This window comes from Halostagnicola alkaliphila (assembly GCF_055379965.1).
The window spans coordinates 703,913-719,265 of sequence record NZ_AP043826.1 but is presented as its reverse complement, the minus strand read 5'-3'; the positions used below and the strand labels follow the sequence as shown (position 1 = coordinate 719,265).

At 61.5% G+C, this 15,353-nt stretch carries 17 protein-coding genes and 1 tRNA gene; 10 read left to right on the top strand and 8 right to left on the bottom strand.

Features of this window, described 5'->3' with window-relative positions; all coding sequences use genetic code 11:
- Positions 1–142: 142 nt before the first annotated feature.
- Entirely contained in the window at positions 143–547 is a 405-nt protein-coding gene (locus ACZ5C7_RS08680) for a hypothetical protein (RefSeq protein WP_464375935.1), read from the top strand.
- Positions 548–602: 55 nt separating this feature from the next.
- Here the strand turns inward: ACZ5C7_RS08680 and radA are convergent, their stop codons facing one another.
- From radA to pspAB, 3 genes are all read right to left on the bottom strand, one after another.
- Positions 603–1,634, bottom strand: a complete 1,032-nt coding sequence (gene radA / locus ACZ5C7_RS08675) for a DNA repair and recombination protein RadA (RefSeq protein WP_464375934.1) — start codon at positions 1,632–1,634, stop codon at positions 603–605.
- Positions 1,635–1,795: 161 nt separating this feature from the next.
- The gene (locus ACZ5C7_RS08670) at positions 1,796–3,154 is read right to left on the bottom strand and encodes an outer membrane protein assembly factor BamB family protein (protein ID WP_464375933.1); all 1,359 of its coding nucleotides are present in this window, start codon (positions 3,152–3,154) and stop codon (positions 1,796–1,798) included.
- A 90-nt stretch (positions 3,155–3,244) separates the two neighbouring features.
- Positions 3,245–3,865, bottom strand: a complete 621-nt coding sequence (pspAB, locus tag ACZ5C7_RS08665; protein ID WP_464375932.1) for a PspA-associated protein PspAB — start codon at positions 3,863–3,865, stop codon at positions 3,245–3,247.
- 156 nt (positions 3,866–4,021) lie between these two features.
- On the opposite strand from pspAB, the gene ACZ5C7_RS08660 reads away from it, so the two are divergent.
- Together ACZ5C7_RS08660 and ACZ5C7_RS08655 are read left to right on the top strand one after the other, a co-directional pair.
- Entirely contained in the window at positions 4,022–4,291 is a 270-nt protein-coding gene (locus ACZ5C7_RS08660) for an AbrB/MazE/SpoVT family DNA-binding domain-containing protein (protein ID WP_464375931.1), read from the top strand.
- Positions 4,292–4,651, top strand: coding sequence for a type II toxin-antitoxin system PemK/MazF family toxin (locus ACZ5C7_RS08655; protein WP_464375930.1), 360 nt, complete (start codon positions 4,292–4,294; stop codon positions 4,649–4,651). It abuts the gene before it with no gap.
- Positions 4,652–4,693: 42 nt separating this feature from the next.
- On the opposite strand, the gene htpX is transcribed toward ACZ5C7_RS08655, so the two are convergent.
- Positions 4,694–5,602 (bottom strand): zinc metalloprotease HtpX, encoded by a 909-nt coding sequence (htpX, locus tag ACZ5C7_RS08650; RefSeq protein ID WP_464375929.1) that lies wholly within the window; start codon positions 5,600–5,602, stop codon positions 4,694–4,696.
- A gap of 491 nt (positions 5,603–6,093) precedes the next feature.
- Between htpX and ACZ5C7_RS08645 the strand changes: the two genes are divergently transcribed.
- Positions 6,094–7,302 (top strand): 60S ribosomal export protein NMD3, encoded by a 1,209-nt coding sequence (locus ACZ5C7_RS08645; protein WP_464375928.1) that lies wholly within the window; start codon positions 6,094–6,096, stop codon positions 7,300–7,302.
- Positions 7,295–8,470 carry a class I SAM-dependent methyltransferase gene (locus tag ACZ5C7_RS08640; protein ID WP_464375927.1) on the top strand — a complete coding sequence of 392 codons (1,176 nt, stop codon included), beginning with the start codon at positions 7,295–7,297 and terminating at the stop codon, positions 8,468–8,470. The genes ACZ5C7_RS08645 and ACZ5C7_RS08640 overlap by 8 nt, the downstream gene beginning before the upstream one ends.
- 274 nt (positions 8,471–8,744) lie before the next feature.
- On the opposite strand, the gene ACZ5C7_RS08635 is transcribed toward ACZ5C7_RS08640, so the two are convergent.
- Complete coding sequence (locus ACZ5C7_RS08635) at positions 8,745–10,643, bottom strand: helicase C-terminal domain-containing protein (RefSeq protein WP_464378417.1); 1,899 nt, start codon at positions 10,641–10,643, stop codon at positions 8,745–8,747.
- A gap of 170 nt (positions 10,644–10,813) precedes the next feature.
- Here ACZ5C7_RS08635 and ACZ5C7_RS08630 point away from each other — a divergent pair.
- Positions 10,814–10,900 (top strand) — tRNA-OTHER (locus ACZ5C7_RS08630).
- A gap of 62 nt (positions 10,901–10,962) precedes the next feature.
- On the opposite strand, the gene ACZ5C7_RS08625 is transcribed toward ACZ5C7_RS08630, so the two are convergent.
- The gene (locus ACZ5C7_RS08625; RefSeq protein WP_464375926.1) at positions 10,963–11,208 is read right to left on the bottom strand and encodes a DUF7561 family protein; all 246 of its coding nucleotides are present in this window, start codon (positions 11,206–11,208) and stop codon (positions 10,963–10,965) included.
- A gap of 101 nt (positions 11,209–11,309) precedes the next feature.
- Complete coding sequence (locus ACZ5C7_RS08620) at positions 11,310–11,483, bottom strand: DUF5786 family protein (RefSeq protein ID WP_464375925.1); 174 nt, start codon at positions 11,481–11,483, stop codon at positions 11,310–11,312.
- 145 nt (positions 11,484–11,628) lie between these two features.
- On the opposite strand from ACZ5C7_RS08620, the gene ACZ5C7_RS08615 reads away from it, so the two are divergent.
- The 3 genes from ACZ5C7_RS08615 to ACZ5C7_RS08605 all read left to right on the top strand — a co-directional run bounded on the left by ACZ5C7_RS08615 (position 11,629) and on the right by ACZ5C7_RS08605 (position 13,595).
- Entirely contained in the window at positions 11,629–12,639 is a 1,011-nt protein-coding gene (locus ACZ5C7_RS08615; protein WP_464375924.1) for a DUF5784 family protein, read from the top strand.
- Between the two features lie 266 nt (positions 12,640–12,905).
- Positions 12,906–13,265 (top strand): MarR family transcriptional regulator, encoded by a 360-nt coding sequence (locus ACZ5C7_RS08610; protein ID WP_464375923.1) that lies wholly within the window; start codon positions 12,906–12,908, stop codon positions 13,263–13,265.
- Positions 13,266–13,595 (top strand): type II toxin-antitoxin system PemK/MazF family toxin, encoded by a 330-nt coding sequence (locus tag ACZ5C7_RS08605; RefSeq protein WP_464375922.1) that lies wholly within the window; start codon positions 13,266–13,268, stop codon positions 13,593–13,595.
- A gap of 409 nt (positions 13,596–14,004) precedes the next feature.
- On the opposite strand, the gene ACZ5C7_RS08600 is transcribed toward ACZ5C7_RS08605, so the two are convergent.
- A complete protein-coding gene (locus ACZ5C7_RS08600) occupies positions 14,005–14,292 on the bottom strand; it encodes a DUF5789 family protein (RefSeq protein ID WP_464375921.1) in 288 nt (95 codons plus the stop codon).
- Between the two features lie 268 nt (positions 14,293–14,560).
- On the opposite strand from ACZ5C7_RS08600, the gene ACZ5C7_RS08595 reads away from it, so the two are divergent.
- A complete protein-coding gene (locus ACZ5C7_RS08595) occupies positions 14,561–15,337 on the top strand; it encodes a PHP domain-containing protein (RefSeq protein WP_464375920.1) in 777 nt (258 codons plus the stop codon).
- The last annotated feature ends 16 nt before the right edge of the window (positions 15,338–15,353 follow it).

The window sequence follows — 15,353 nt, the reverse complement described above, 5'->3', positions numbered from 1 at the left end:
TTCAACGGAAGCTTATAGAACCCGACTTCATTGGCGGCCCAATTTCGTTCTCGCTCGTTCGTCTACCGATAGTGCAGCTTTCGTCATCGACCAGTGCTGTTGCAACCCGGTAGTTTACCCTCGAGACGAGCGTTCGTCCGATATGGTCGAAACGGCCGTCGGATTCGTCCTGGGTGCAGTCATCGGAGCGATCGCGACAGCAGCCGGTTCGTACCTGCTCTACTGGAAACGCGAGCGCGACGCGACGAGGCGGCTCCGGCAGGCGTTCAGCGAGGAGCTTCGAGCCTACGAACACGTCGACGAAATCATCGACGACGGCGGCTACGAACGGGTGACGACCAGCGTCGAGAATCCGGTCATCTACGAGTCGGCCGCGGGTGATCTCGGTCTCCTGACCGAACCCGAGATCGGGAAGCTGGTGGCCTTTTACAGTTCCTTGTACTGGTTGCAGGGGCTCGAGGATCCCGAGGACAAGAAAGAGCAGATCGAGGAGGTTACGGAGATGCGTGAGGCGGCGCTCGAGGCATTGAATAATTCGAGCGAGTGAATAGCAACGATCGAGCGAACAGTTCCGAGCGTGTCGGGACGATTCCGGCTTCCGACTACTCCGGCTTCAGTCCCTCGTCCTGCACGCGCATTACGCCCTCGCCGTCGGCGAGGTTCGGCGCGTCGACCAGTCGGACGATCCGTTTGTCGGCTTTGGACTTTCGGAGGTAGATACGGAAGGTGGACTTGTGGCCGAGGATGTTCCCACCGATCGGCTGCGTCGGGTCGCCGAAGAACGAGTCGGGGTTCGAGGCGACCTGATTGGTGACGATGATGGCCGCGTTGTAGAGGTTTCCGACCTTGTCGATGTCGTGAAGGTGCTTGTTGAGTTTCTGCTGTCGGTCGGCGAGGTTCCCACGGCCGACGTACTCCGCACGAAAGTGGGCGGTCAGCGAGTCGATACAGAGCAGTCGAACCGGGTACTCCGAGTCTTCCTGTTCGCTCGCGAGTTCTTTTGCCTTCTCGGCGAGCAGCATCTGGTGGTTCGAGTTGAACGCCTTCGCGACGTGAATCTTCTCGAGAACGTCCTCGATGAGAGTATCGAGCGTCGCTTCGTCGTCAGCCGATCCTTCGATATCGCGGTCCTCAAGGGTCGCTTCGATCGCCTCGTCCGGGAGGCCGCGGACCATGTCGTCGATACGTTCCGGGCGGAACGTGTCCTCGGAGTCCACAAAGATGGCGCACCCGTGGAGTCCGCCGACTTCCTTCGGAAGCTGGACGTTGACGGCCATCTGGTGGGTGACCTGAGACTTCCCGGCACCGAACTCGCCGTACACTTCGGTGATCGACTGGGTCTCGATACCGCCGCCCAGCAATTCGTCGACCTCGTCGATGTGCCAACTGAGTTTGCCGATCTCGTTTCGTCGCTCGAGAACCGTCGAACCGGTTTCGAAGCCACCGATGTCGGCTTCGTCGCGGGCCGCGCGAACGATATCGCTCGCGGTAGATTCGCCCACGTCGGCCGTATTCGAGAGTTCCGACGGAGCGGCGACGGCGAGACTCTGGAAAGAATCAAAGCCTGCGTCGTAGAGTTTGTCTGCGGTTGCCGGTCCGACACCAGGGAGTGCTTCGAGGTCTGCGTCTGCCATACTCAGTCGTTGTGCCGGTACCCGTATAAAGCCTCGTTAACAGGGGAGTGAAAGTGAAAGTGCGCCATGGCGTCGGGGTGAACAGATTCGTATCCGAGAGTATAACCGGCAAGAGAGAATCGGCGAACGAACCGATCGATGGCGGCCGGCGGTGAAGTGAATCAATCCCAGCCTGTCGTTTCGTCCCGCCAGGAAAGACAACGGAGCCGGCCGTCGTCCGTGACAACGTAAAGGGAGCTGTCAGAAACCGCAGGGCCGCTCGAGACGCCCTCCTCGAGTGGGTAGTGCCAGCCGAAGTCGGGTTCGTCGATATCGATCCCGTAGACCGAGCCGCTCGAATCGCCGAGACAGAGAGTGTCACCGACGACGGCCGGTTCCGCGCGCGCAACGCCGTCGAGGTTGATCCCCTTCTTCGCGAAGAGCCACCCGCGGAGTTTTCGCTTGCCGAACATCGTATCAGTGATGTGGAGGTAACCGTCCGAGGCGGCGACGAAAACGCTGTCGTCGGTAACCGTCGGTGCGGTCGTAAACGGCTCCTGAATCTCGTAGGTGAACCACGACTGACCCGTTTCGGCGTTCAAGGCGACGAGGAGTCCGCCGTCGTCGGCGACGTACACGCGGTCGCCGGAGCCGGCATCGATATCGCCGTCGACGGCGAGGCTCTCCTGTCGGTTCTCGGCCGTGTCAACAGCCGTCTCGCTGGGCTGAATATCGGTTCCGACTGCGGTCTCAGCGCCGCTTGCGGTGTCAGTCCCGTGCACGGTATCATCCTCGAGTGAGGGAGTGCTCCCGACCGCGGCATCGTCTTCGGAGGCGGTCGGTTCGAGCGCAGGAGAGGTGCGTTCAGCGGTTCCGACAGGTTCGGTTCGCTCCGCGTCGCCGTTGCCCGGAACGGCCGTCGGGCCGCCGACGACCGCGCCGTTTATCGGTGCCGTCCAGAGTTCCTCGCCCGACGCCGTCTCGAGCGCGAGGACTTCGTCTTGGTAGGTTCCGACGTAGACGCGGTTGGTCTCGAATCCGGGCGTCGTCGCGGGCGTCCCGACGACGCCGGCGTCCGTCTCGTGGAACCACAGCTCCTCGCCGGTTTCGGCGGCGAGCGCCGAGACGCCCTCGTCGTGGCCAACGAAGAGAACGCCACGCGAGAACGTCGGTGCCGATTCGACGCTCCCGGAGACTTCACCCTCCCACTGGAGCTCCCCGGTTTCCGGCTCGAGTGCGAACACCGTGCCGTCAGCCGCGACGACGAACAGCGACTCCTCGGTGACAGCGAGCGCCGAGTCGATCGGCAACTGCGTCTCGAAAACCCACCGACGTCGGCCCTCGTACCTATCGAACGCGTACACGTTCCCCGCGCTCGAGCCGATGTAGACGGTGTCGCGGTCGAGAACCGGCGCTGCCTCGATCGAACCGCTAATCTCGGTCTCCCAGACCGCGTCTGGACGTTCCGGGTCCTCTAGGGCCGGCGCTCTCCGGTGGCCGGAGTTCTCGTGATCGCTTCTAAACTGGTTCCAATCGCTCACTGGCCAATCGTTCCCGCTCCCAGGTCATAATAGATACGACACGTGCCGGCCTCGTCGGTCGGTTCGGCGGAGTGTTCGAATCGGGGCGAGTCACTCCCAGGGGTGCGTTCCGGACGAACTCGGCCACAGCGGGTACCAGTACTCCTTCTCGCGCTCGATCTCGAGTTCGCCGTCGAGCACCGACTCGAGTTTGAACTCGGCGCTCGAGTCGCGTTCGCGGCCGGGACGGGGCGCGAACGGATAGAAGCGGCCACGTCGGAAGGAGTAGATCCAGTAGGCGGGGCCGTCACTGTCGGCAGTGGCGCCCCCTTCGTAGGCGAAGACGGCGGCGAGCAGCCGCGAGCCGTAGCCGTGCTCGATGAACGTGTCCGCCGCGAAGTGCATGCTCGTGATGAGATCCTCCGGATCGCTCTCCTCGAGGATCACCCATCTGTAGCCGTGATCGTCCTCGGCGACCTCGAACTCGGTGCCCGTCTCCTCGCGACCCGCCTCGAGGATCGCCTCGACTTCCGAGACGGCCTCGCGGAAGGTGCTCGAGTCGACGCCGGAGAAACAGAGTGCGCCAATGTCGGCCGACTTGTAGCCCAGTTCGGCTTCCATGGTGAGATAGGCCGTGCTCATCCCGAAGAGGTCGTCGGGGTCGGCGTCGCGCTTAGCGTCGGACTCGGCGCGCAAGCCGAGTACGGATCGGAGTCCATCCAGCAGTCCCATACCTCTATTGTCGTGGGAACTACCTTAGAAGTCATCCATTTTCGCGCGCACTCGAGCACGAATTCGGAAGGAAGGGTGCAGGACAATACAAAGAGGAACGTTGAAAACGAAATCCTACCCAACACAGTTATAAATATGAATATGGTATGAATAGGTATGCCCGATACGGATAGACGGCGCGTCGGGGAACGGGGACAGGTTACGCTGCCGAAAGAACTCCGAGAATCGTTCGGAATCGACGGCGGCGACGAAGTAGAGATTCGGGAAGAATCGGGAAAGATCGTCATCGAAAAACCCGTCTCCCGCGAAGAGGTCGCCGAGGGATATCGTCGGCGAGCCGAGCAAACTCGTGAGCTGGTCGACGAGATGGAAGGAACGTCACGCGAAGCGAACGCACACCTCGGCGACGCACCGGAGTGGGAGTAAATGCACGTTCGTCGCGGTGACATCGTCGTCGTCGAGTTGGATCCCACTCGAGGATCTGAACAACGCGGAACGCGACCGTGTCTGGTCGTCCAGAACGATATCGGAAACGAAAACGCGCCGACGACGATCGTCGTCCCGTTTACGACGGCGTTCGGCGAGCAACGCTATCCGTTCGAGGTTGTTGTACTAGCCGACGAGTGTGCATTGCAAGAGGACTCCGTCGCGATGTGTAGTCAGATTCGGACGATTTCGACCGATCATCGGGTACAAGACGTTATTGGGTCGATCCCAGACGAGCGTATGAACGAGATTGATGACGCACTCGAGTACAGTCTCGGATTGCGGTCACCCGCTCGGTAACATCCTCAAAAATAGTCACGGACTGCTGACGCTCGAAACCGTTCAGGCCGTCGCCGTCTCGCGCTCGAGATCCCGGAGCTGTTCGATCCGTCGTTCGGTCGAGGGGTGGGTGCTGAACAGGCGGCCGACGATGCCGGACTTCAGCGGGATGATGAAGAAGGCGTTCATCTCGGCCTCCTCGCGGAGGTCTTCGTCGGGCACTTTGTCGACCTCGCCCGAGATTTTCATGAGCGCGGACGCGAGCGCGCCAGGGTTGCCGGTGATGGCCGCCGCGCCGCGGTCGGCCGCGAATTCGCGGTAGCGCGAGAGCGCGCGGATGAGAATGTAGCTGATGATCCAAACGATCAGCGAGATCAGGATGGCGACGAGGATCCCCGCCGCGCCCTTGCCGCCGCCCTGACTTCGCCCGCCGCCGGTGAAGATCATCGTTTGGCCGCCGAAGCGAACGATGAGGAAGGCGATGGTCGAAAGGAACGAAGCGATGGTCATCACGGCCACGTCGCGGTTCTTGACGTGGGCGAGTTCGTGTGCGAGCACGCCGTCTAACTCCTCCTGGTCCAGCGTTCGCATGAGTCCGGTCGTCACCGCGACGACGGCGTTGCTCGGCGAGCGACCGGTTGCGAAGGCGTTTGGCACCTTCGAATCGACGACGGCCACTTTCGGCTTCGGAAGGTCAGCCTGCTGGGAGAGCCGATCCACCGAGGCGTGTAGTTGCGGGTACTCCTCGTACTCGACCTCCTCGGCACCCATACTCCACAGCGTGAGCTTGTCACTGTAGAAGAATTGGATCAACGAGAAGCTCCCGAACAGGAGCGCGATGAGGAGAAGACTCGAGGCCGTTCCGCCGAAGACGACCGTGAGTGCAACGATGAAGAGCAGGTACACCGCGAAGAGCAGGAACATCGTGAGGCCCATTCGCGCGCGGAGTCCCCAGTCCGGTTGCCAGTCCATACGGGCACATAGGGCTCGAGGGGAAATAAGTGCCGTCAAACCGGCGGACGGGCAATTCGGCGGGAACCCCCTCGTTTCGTATCGAGACCCGAGGACGCGAACGCGTCTGACAGAACGCGTTCATAATTGTCTGACGCGGGGCAGACGATCGTCTTTCCGCCGCGTGATAGTTCCACACGTGATAGGGGTTTCCGTCCACCAAAGTCGTCAGTGGTCGGTCCGCGGTGTTCGAGTGACGAAAGAAAACCACCCGAGTACGTACCGATAGGGTGCATTCGTTCACGCCGTCGACGTTCGGGCGTGTCCACTCCGAAATCGACGCAACCCCCCTTGTTTCGCGTGGAAACGAGTGACTATCCGATCACCGGACCGGAGTTGAACCCCCTGATTTCGTGTGGAGTTCTCACAAACTGAATCGAGCGGGTATTCGTTTCGACGGGCGCAACCGCGAGAGCGCGCCGTTTAACTCGCTCAACCCCAAAGTGGGGTCAATGGCTGACTCGCGTGCGTTCTGTCCCCGCTGTGGTGATCCGATTCCGGATCGGTCCAGGAGCGACGCGACCGAGACGACTAACGAAAAGGAGACGACCGGCGCGGACGACACGAGCGAGACGGAGAGCGACGGGTCCCTCGAGCGCGAACCGCCCGAACCGAGCAACGAGGGGAGCGATCTCTGTCGGTCGTGTTACTTCGAGGATTTCGAGTTCATCGACGCACCGCAACAGGTCGACGTCCGAGTATGTGCCCGCTGTGGGGCGGTCCACCGGGGACAGCGCTGGGTCGACATCGGGGCGGACGACTACACAGACGTCGCGATCGAGGAGGTGAGCGACGCGCTCGGGGTTCACGTCGACGTCGACGACGTGGCCTGGCAGGTCGAACCCGAGCAGGTCGACGAGAACACGATCCGAATGCACTGTTATTTCACGGGCGTCGTACGCGGCGAGCCCGTCGAAGAAGAGGTGACCGTCCCCGTCAGGATCGCTCGACAAACCTGTACCCGCTGTGGCCGAATCGCCGGCGACTACTACGCGAGTATCGTCCAGATCCGCGCCGAAGACCGGACGCCGGTCGCCGAGGAGACCGAACGCGCCAAAGAGATCGCGAACAACATCGTCGCCGAAATGGAGGCGACCGGAGACCGCAACGCCTTCATCACCAAGATGGGCGAAACGTCGGACGGGCTGAACATGCGGGTCTCGACCAACAAAATCGGCAAGAAAATCTCGAACAAGATGATCGAGGAGTTCGGCGGCACCGTCAACGACGCCGAGACGCTCGTGACGGAGGATTCCGACGGAAACGAGGTCTACCGCGTCACCTTCGCCGTCCGTCTCCCGCCGTACCGAGCGGGCGACATCATCGAACTCGCCGACGAAGACGACGACGATGGTCCCGTCCTCGTCCGGAGCGCTCGAGGGAATCTCAAAGGAACGCGCATTACGACGGGCGAGCACTACGAAGCGGACTACGAAGAGGGCAACTCCCCCGACGCCCGAAAGCTCGGCGAACTCGAGGACGCAGACGAGACGACCGTCGTCACCGTCGAGGACGAGAACGCTGTACAGGTGCTCGATCCAGAGACCTATCAGGCGAAGACGGTCGCGCGGCCGGACTACTTCGACCCCGACGCCGAGACGGTTCCCGTCCTGAAGAGCCGCGCCGGGTTGCACATCCTTCCGGCGGATAGCGATGACTGAGCACCCGGACGAAGGGAGTTCGAACGCCGACGAACCCAGGCTAAACCCCGACGAGGCGAGCCCGACGCTCCAGGCGGGAACCAACTCGCCGCTGGCCGTCGTCGTCGAGAAGCCGCGAGCAGAGACGGCGGCCGAATCCTTGCGAGCCGAAGAGATCTACGACGACGAGCGACGGGTTCGCGAGTATACCACCGAGACGGTCGCACTGCCGGTTTCGGACCATCCCGACGAGACGTCGGTGCTCGAGGTGATCCGCCAGGTCGACCCCGACTACCGGAGTCCGGACCTCGAGACCAGACTCGCCGAACGCGGCTGGAGCGAGGCCGACCTCGAGTACGTCCCTGGGTCGTGGGCCGTCGTCGGCTCGGTGATTCTCGTGACGGTCCCCGAAGACTGTCCCGACGAGACGGCACTCGGCGAGGAACTGCTCGAGATTCACGGCGAGGCCGAAAGCGTCCTCGACGACGAGGGGGTCGCGAACGACGGAGCGGCGGGAACCCACCGGGAGCCTCGAACGCGATTGCTCGCTGGTCATCGCGATACCGAGACCATCCACACGGAACACGGGACCAAGTACGGACTCGATCCGACTGAAGTCATGTTCTCGCCGGGAAATCAGGCCGAACGGGCGCGAATGGGCGAGGTCGTTTCGGAAGGCGAACGAGTCTTCGACATGTTCGCCGGAATCGGCTACTTCACGCTCCCGATGGCACGAGCCGGTGGACTGGTGACCGCAGCCGAACTCAACCCGACTGCGTTTCGCTATCTGGTCGAGAACGCGATGTTGAACGGCGTTCAGGACGATCTCGAGGCCTATCTGACCGACTGCAGGGAGTTGACTGACGACCTCGCGGTCGACAGAGTGGTGATGGGTTACTACGGCGTCGGCTCCGAATCGAATGCTGATAGAGCCTGCGACGACGAAACCACCGCTCGAACCGACGAAGCCCACGAATTCCTCCCTGCAGCACTCGAGGCGCTCGTACCCGGCGGAACGATTCATTACCACGAGGCGACGCCCGAATCACTCCTGTGGGATCGACCGATGGGGAGACTCGAGACGGCCGTCGAAGCGGCGGAACGAACGCTGGAGGAAGTCGATCGCAGTCGCGTCAAAAGTCACAGCGCGGGCGTCGAACACGTCGTTCTCGACGCCGTTATCGACTGATCCGAGCGATAGTACGACAATGGAGATGAGTGAATCACACTCGAAACGAGCGATAGCCCTCGAAAATAGGATGTGTACGCAGCGGCGAACGGAGCCGTGACATTCATACTCGTCGGGGAAGAACGGGACGATAATGGACAGAGGACAGCTCATCGCGCTCATGTTCGCGATATTGATGGCGACCTCGATGGTCGCGATGCCAGCGATATATCTCTTCTAAAGGAGTCGAGCTGATGAGGGGATCGAACGGGTGAGACCACCGTCAGAGGGCCGATCAACCGTCGGTGTCCCAGACATCCGCAAGGGGACTCGAGCGTGACGACCTCCGCGTTCGCGAGCCGCTCCGATTTCGTGAAGTATCCTGATTTCGTGAGGAGCGACGGCTACTGTCGTCAGCGGGCGTGGATTCGGACCGAGAGTCGGCTTGAGAGCTGTCTTCGGAGTCGACCGCGGATCGGTTCGGAGACGTTCGCCCCGGAGTCCCCGACTCAGTAACCGCAGCCTGAGGGTCGAACGAGGACAACGAGGGTTGGTCCATTCGAACGACCTGCGCTTCGAACCAATCGGGCATATCCGTCCGCGCGCGATCGAACAGATCCAGCAGACTCGAGTCCGCGAGGTACGTCGCTCCGTAGTCGTCGGGCGCGCGGACGACCCGGCCACAGCCTTGGATGATCGTCCGGAGCGCGGTTCGGTAGTACCAGGCCCACTGGCCCTCCTCGAGTCGGTGGGCGACGCGCGAATCGCCGGTGTTGAGAAACGGCGCTTTGCAAAGCACTTGCCAGCGACAGAGATCGCCCTTGAGATCGAGCGCTTCCTCCATCTTGACCGAGAGGAACACGTCCGGCTCGTCGCTCGCCTTCCAGGCCCCGAGGTCGCCGTCCCGGCCCTCCCTCGAGTGGGTTCGTATCCGCTCGCCGACGCCGAAATCCCGGAGGAGGTCGGCCAGTCGCTCCTGGATCGCGTAGGAATGGGCGTGGACCAACCCCTTCTCGTCTGGGTGTTCTTGCATGATCCGGACGATAGTTCGGGCGATCTTCGGCAGGGTTTCGTCGCGCTCGTCGTAGGTCATCTTCCCCTGGGTCACGTCGTACAGCGGGCGGTTTTCGACGGGGAATGTGTGTTCGACATCGACGAGGGCGACGTTTTCGGGGTTCAAGCCGACCTGTCTGCAGAACGCGTCCTTGTTGAGAATCGTCGCCGATAAGAGCGCGAATTTGTTTCCGCGATCCCAGACGGTGTGTCTGAGGTACCGCTCGGGGTTCATCGGCTTGATCGTCAACGGGCCGCCGAGTTCCTCGTCCTCGCCGTCCGAATCGGTACTTTGTGCGTTTTCGTCGGCCGACTCCTGATCGACGAGCCAGGTCGTCGGACTCTCGGGATCTCGATAGTCCGAGACGAACCACTCGAGTTCGCCGATGAGTTCCTGGAACCGATCCCGTTCGCGAACGTCCGCGGGCGTGAGCGTCTCCTGGGCGAGCAGTTCGTCTTTCCGCCGGGTACACGTTTGGGCGAGGTTTTCGGCGTACCTCGCGGCGCGGTCGATGCTCCCGATATCGGGGACGCGGAGGTCCTCCCAGATGGGAATCGATCGAGGACCGAGCCGGATCGTGGCGTACATCTCGGCCCACTCGGCCAATCCGTGAGCTTCGTCGACGACGACCACGTCTCGCGTTCGAAAGACTTCGCTTCCGGCAGTTTGCATGAAGTACGCGAGCGTCATCGCCGCGATTTCGCGGTTCGACGCGATCGCGCGGTCAGAAAAGTACGGACACCGATGTTTGACCGAACAGTCGTATCCCCGCTCGCGAACGCAGGGAGCCTGATTGACCGGCGTGTCCCGTTCGTTCGGAAGGATACAGTCGTAGTTCGATTTCCCGCGGATGACGTTCAGGTCCGAGAGCAAGTCGTCGGCCGCGACGTCGTCGAGTTGGGAAACCTGCGGCGTCGTGTAGTAGGCTCCGGACGGATCGCTGGGGTCAGCCTCCTCGACGGTCTGTGCACAGCCGGCGATCGCTCGAGCCAGTAGGGACTTGCCACTCCCTGTCGGCGCTCGGACGAGAACGACGTCGTTGCCGGCTTCGAAGGCGTCTCGTATGTCTCGAAGGGCCGTTTCCTGCGTTCCGCGGTAGCTCGGCGCGGGAAACTCCTCGAAGATCCGCTCGGTGTTCACCGTTCGGTTCACGGAGGGGCTCGGTCCTAAAAGCACCGGACCGTCGCTGTCGGTGAATCTCGCCAATCGTGTCGATCGATCAGAAACCGTCGGTCGGCGGCCGAAATCACCGCCTACCGTATCGTAGGCGCTCGATTACAAATACGAAATCTCCCATCGGATGTGAGTGTGGAAGGGTCGCTCAGCGGAAGAGCACCGTGGGCCATTGGCCCGCGGAGGCCCTCAGGCCTCGTGGCGTTCGAATCCCACCCCTTCCGTTCGCTCTCGGTTTACTTGGCTCAGCAGCGTCGGCACCGAATGGATCAGTGAAGTGGGTTCCTCACGGTGTGGACAAAATCGACGTCTCCTCGTCGACTTGCTCTAAGTTCTCGATATCCTCGGCAGTCGGTTCGTCGGGCAGCGCCTCGAGGCACGGATAACACAGCAAGTGATCCGAGCCGTCCTCGAGCTCGAGGGTCATCGCCGTACCGTCACTGCCGTCGTTCTCGCCGAACGTCCAGATGTTGGCGATGCCGCCCGCGACCGAGATCGGTCGGCCGCAGCCGTCACACGAGTCAGTTCCCATAGCTGGGTATCGGTACGGAACGGTGAAAGTCGTTCCCCTGTCTCATTCGATCGACCCGCCGGTACGACGGTTGGATTCCACTCAGAAAGGAAAGATAGCCACTAGTTCGATTTGATCTCCTCAAACTTGTCTAAGAGCGCATCCGCAGAATCGCCCGAGTCGTACTCGACCGTTCCGTGATGGATTGTCCGCTCGTCGTCGAAATCCGTGTCGACCTTAGAAGCTTGCTTTTCACGTCGCTCGTGCTCGTCCTCATCGTAGGCACCCATTGACATGGTAACTATACACATGTTGGGAGTTATCTCTTATCAAAGTAACGGTTGAATTGGCCGTTAACATGTGTGAAACGGATACTATCAGCAGATGAGGAATGAAAGAGAGAAGGGAAGACGTATGCGAGGCCAGCGCGTACTAGCGTCCGTGGCACGGCCGCTTCGCTTCCGTTATTCGCCCGCTCACTGGAGCGAGCAACGGGTTCGACAGGAAATTTTGCAACCGCTTCGGAACAACATCGGCGCTCGAGCCGTCAGTCCGCGATGTCGGATCAACGGCGGGTGGGACACCCACCGATTCGAGATGACAAACGGCGACGTGGCGCTGTTCGCCCGAAACGACGGCGAGGACGCCTACTGGATGGGCAACACCGAAACGCCGTCGACGCTGTGGCGAACCGACAAGTTCGGCTGGACAGAGGTACCGTATCACGTTTCGCGGTGGGCACAGCGAGAACTGCTCTCGACGCTCCACGAGGAGGATCCGTGGCTCGCCGACTATCCCCACCTTTCGTGGTTTTTCCTCCCCGTATTCATGTCCAAAGACGGACGCGAATCTACGCGGGCCTTTTTCCGCGAGCACGCGGCCGGCTTTCCCGACGCCGGCAGACGAGAAGCAACGCGCTTTTTCGAGGACTTTTTCTCGAGCGGCACGCTCGACGAGTACCGACACGTCATGTCGGGGAAGCTCGGAACCAGCGATCACGTCGACCGCGTCCGCATGAGCGCGGCGATGGGCGAATTTATCGCCGCGAAAGTCCTCGTCGACGCGGGCTACGACGTGGTCCCCGAGATCGAAGTCACGACGGGCCACTCGCTTGACTACCGTGCGAAAGACGCGGAAACGAACGTCCTCGTCGAAGTGACTCGACCGCAGCCGCCGGCGAACCGGGCCGCCGCTGGGCCGGTCGCCGCGGTTCGGGATACCGCCGAGACGAAGACTAATGGGCAGCTCGCCGAACACGGCGGCGGCGCGGTCCTGTTCGTCGACTGCTCGAGTTTCCGCGACGACAACTGGAACGCGGTTCGAGGCGAGCAACCCGACGTTCGCCACCGTCCCGCCGTCGTCTATCGAGCGCGTCCAAACGGACACATCGAAGGCTATCAGAAAGGGTCCGTCCCGCTCGAGTTAGACGACGCGCTCGAGTTTCTCGGGTGAGCGGTCTCCGGAAAGTTCAGAGAACGAACTTTTTCCACCTCGGGTTCGCCAAAGGCGAACCACTCGGCGCAAAAACTTCGATGAAAAAGGCCGCCGTCGCGGGGTTTCACCCCACCCCGGCGGGGAACCGCTCGCTTCGCTCGCGGATACTAGAGCTTTCCGCAGTGGTCACTTCGCACCTGTAGTTGCCATTCAGTACAGGACGGAAGCTCACCACTGGAGTCGTGTCCATTACACCTATTACAGTAGATTACATAGCACCGAGTATGCCTATCGACATCAAGCGCTTCGAGGAAGATCCGGTCCAGGAGCTTCGGGCGGGCGGACAAACGAACGCAGAAGAGATTCTCTCCTTCCTCGCATCATCGCCAGATCGGGCGTTCACGCCGAAGGAAATACACGAGGCGACCGACGTTGCACGCGGTAGCGTCGGCGTCGTCCTGTCTCGGTTAGAAGACCGCGGGCTCGCCCGACACCGCGGAGAGTACTGGGCAATTGCCGATGACGAGGACATCGAGAAGACACTCAACGCGATGGCAACCGCTCGTGCGGCGACCGATCGACTCGGTCCGGAAGACCCTGATGAGTGGGGGTCCAGTGTCGATACGACCAATGAGGATCAGTAGATGGCCGACATCCAAGGGGAGGTGTGGTGGGGGCCAGCGCCACACAAAGCTGATTCCGCATATCGGCCGTGGCTCGTTATAAGCGACACGTCGCACCCGTTTTCAGCCGACGAGTGTATCGCCATTGGGATGACGACCCAGGAACATCCTGACGGAATCGCTGTTCCTGACGAGGCGTGGATTCGGGGCGGATCGAAAACGGACGCATACGTCTCCCCCTGGTACGTGACGACGATCAAACAGCGAGACCTCGACAACCAACAAGGAAAGCTAGCGGACTCGCTCGTCACAGACGCTATCGAGGTCCTTCACGGCTACACGTCACTCTGAGGAGTACTGACGCGCTTTTGATCGCCTCACCCCGATCCTCGACTGTCGCACCGCCTTTATCAACAAGACACTAAGTGCTCAGTTCAGGCGGAGACGTTACGCTGCGGTCGCGGCGCAAACACTGCACCCGCGAGCGACCATCGGGAGCGAGCGGCCTTTTTAGCGTAGATTTTTGCGCCCAGCGCGGGACCATAGGTCCCGCGGACCGTGCGAACGGGCGCTTCGCGCCCGTGAGCAGACGAGAGGTAAGTGAGCGAAGTCGTTCGAAAGACGCAGGCGTCTTTCGTGATGACGAGAAATCAAAGGTTTCTCGAACCACGAGCGAACCCGAGGCGTAAAAAGGTACTTGCACGGGCCAACTTACCAGTTCGAGAATACTCAAAACGCGAAGTCGATTTTGAAGGAGTGCTTAGAACGACACTTGTTCGGGGGCGTACGGGCTACCGAGCGGCGTCGGGTCGCGGTCGCTGTAGCCGACGCGGCCGATCGCCTTCTTGCTCACGGCGGAGTAGACGGCAAAGCGCGCTTCTTCGGAGGACTCGAACGTCTCCGAATCGAGGCGAGTGAGTACCTCCTCGACGGATTCGGAGCCGTTCGGGAGCTCGAGCGTGCGATCCCCGTAGGCTTCGATCATTTCTTCGGTGGTCGCGGGATACTCGTGTGCGTCGATCATCTCGCCGGTGCCATTGAGCAGCATTACACGCTAACCGTTGTGAACAATAATTATAAACATTGTCCATAAACGTTCTTTAGGAGGGCGATAGACATTATATGCCTTTGTCGTCCTAGAACACCGCTGGCAGAGACGTCGAAATCACCAGCGGGGATCGACTACTCTCGAGCGAGAGGCGGACCACGACACTGAGAAAGAATACAGTCGAGAGCAACAGTCGGGCCGAGCGAGACCACAACGCGGCGGCAACCAGTGAGAAACGTCTTTAGCACCGGGCCAACTCGAGAACAGTATGCCATACGCCGATCTCCACGTCCACACGACCCGCTCGGACGGGAGCCTGGAACTCGAGGAGGTGCCCGACGCCGCAAAGCGCCACGGTGTCGAGGTCGTCGCGATCACCGACCACGACCGACGCCAACCCTTCGAAGCGCCGATGGTCGAACGCGACGGCGTGACGATCCTCCACGGCATCGAACTGCGCGTCGAGACGGCCGACGGCCAGCGAGTCGACCTCCTCGCCTACGAACTCGAGCCGACGCCGGAACTCGAGGAGACCCTGACGGGAATCCAGACGAATCGGCGCGAGCGCGGGCAAGCCATCGTCGACTGTATCGAGGATCGCCTCGGCGTCGACCTCGGCGTCACCGTCGACGACGGCTTCGGCCGGCCGCACGTTGCCCGAGCGGTCGCGAACCACCCCGACACAGCGTACGACTACGAGGAGACGTTCGACGAGCTGATCGGAAGCGGGAAACCGTGTTTCGTCCCGCGGGAGATCCCTTCCTTCGAGCGCGGCCGAAAACTCCTCTCGGAGGCCGCCACGATCGTTTCGTTGGCCCATCCGCTTCGATATCCGGAACCCGAGCGGGCGCTCGAGCTCGCCGCCGACCTCGACGCGGTCGAGTTGCACTATCCCTACGGCGGCGAGGTAGATCTCGAACCGGTCGAGCGGGCGCTCGAGCGATACGACCTCCTCGCTACCGGCGGGACCGACGCCCACGACGATCGGTTGGGCGTCGCCGGCCTCTCGAGAGGCGCGTATCACGAACTCGGATTGTCCAGCTGAATACGGGGTTTTCGAC

Bases quoted from the DNA above. Each gene is read 5' to 3' on its own strand.
- ACZ5C7_RS08645 (WP_464375928.1), top strand. From the start codon at position 6,094: ATGGCTGACTCGCGTGCGTTCTGTCCCCGCTGTGGTGATCCGATTCCG.
- htpX (WP_464375929.1), bottom strand. From the start codon at position 5,602: ATGGACTGGCAACCGGACTGGGGACTCCGCGCGCGAATGGGCCTCACG.
- ACZ5C7_RS08605 (WP_464375922.1), top strand. From the start codon at position 13,266: ATGGCCGACATCCAAGGGGAGGTGTGGTGGGGGCCAGCGCCACACAAA.
- ACZ5C7_RS08610 (WP_464375923.1), top strand. From the start codon at position 12,906: ATGCCTATCGACATCAAGCGCTTCGAGGAAGATCCGGTCCAGGAGCTT.
- ACZ5C7_RS08660 (WP_464375931.1), top strand. From the start codon at position 4,022: ATGCCCGATACGGATAGACGGCGCGTCGGGGAACGGGGACAGGTTACG.
- ACZ5C7_RS08620 (WP_464375925.1), bottom strand. From the start codon at position 11,483: ATGTCAATGGGTGCCTACGATGAGGACGAGCACGAGCGACGTGAAAAG.
- ACZ5C7_RS08600 (WP_464375921.1), bottom strand. From the start codon at position 14,292: ATGCTGCTCAATGGCACCGGCGAGATGATCGACGCACACGAGTATCCC.
- ACZ5C7_RS08640 (WP_464375927.1), top strand. From the start codon at position 7,295: ATGACTGAGCACCCGGACGAAGGGAGTTCGAACGCCGACGAACCCAGG.
- ACZ5C7_RS08595 (WP_464375920.1), top strand. From the start codon at position 14,561: ATGCCATACGCCGATCTCCACGTCCACACGACCCGCTCGGACGGGAGC.
- radA (WP_464375934.1), bottom strand. From the start codon at position 1,634: ATGGCAGACGCAGACCTCGAAGCACTCCCTGGTGTCGGACCGGCAACC.
- ACZ5C7_RS08680 (WP_464375935.1), top strand. From the start codon at position 143: ATGGTCGAAACGGCCGTCGGATTCGTCCTGGGTGCAGTCATCGGAGCG.
- ACZ5C7_RS08625 (WP_464375926.1), bottom strand. From the start codon at position 11,208: ATGGGAACTGACTCGTGTGACGGCTGCGGCCGACCGATCTCGGTCGCG.
- ACZ5C7_RS08655 (WP_464375930.1), top strand. From the start codon at position 4,292: ATGCACGTTCGTCGCGGTGACATCGTCGTCGTCGAGTTGGATCCCACT.
- pspAB (WP_464375932.1), bottom strand. From the start codon at position 3,865: ATGGGACTGCTGGATGGACTCCGATCCGTACTCGGCTTGCGCGCCGAG.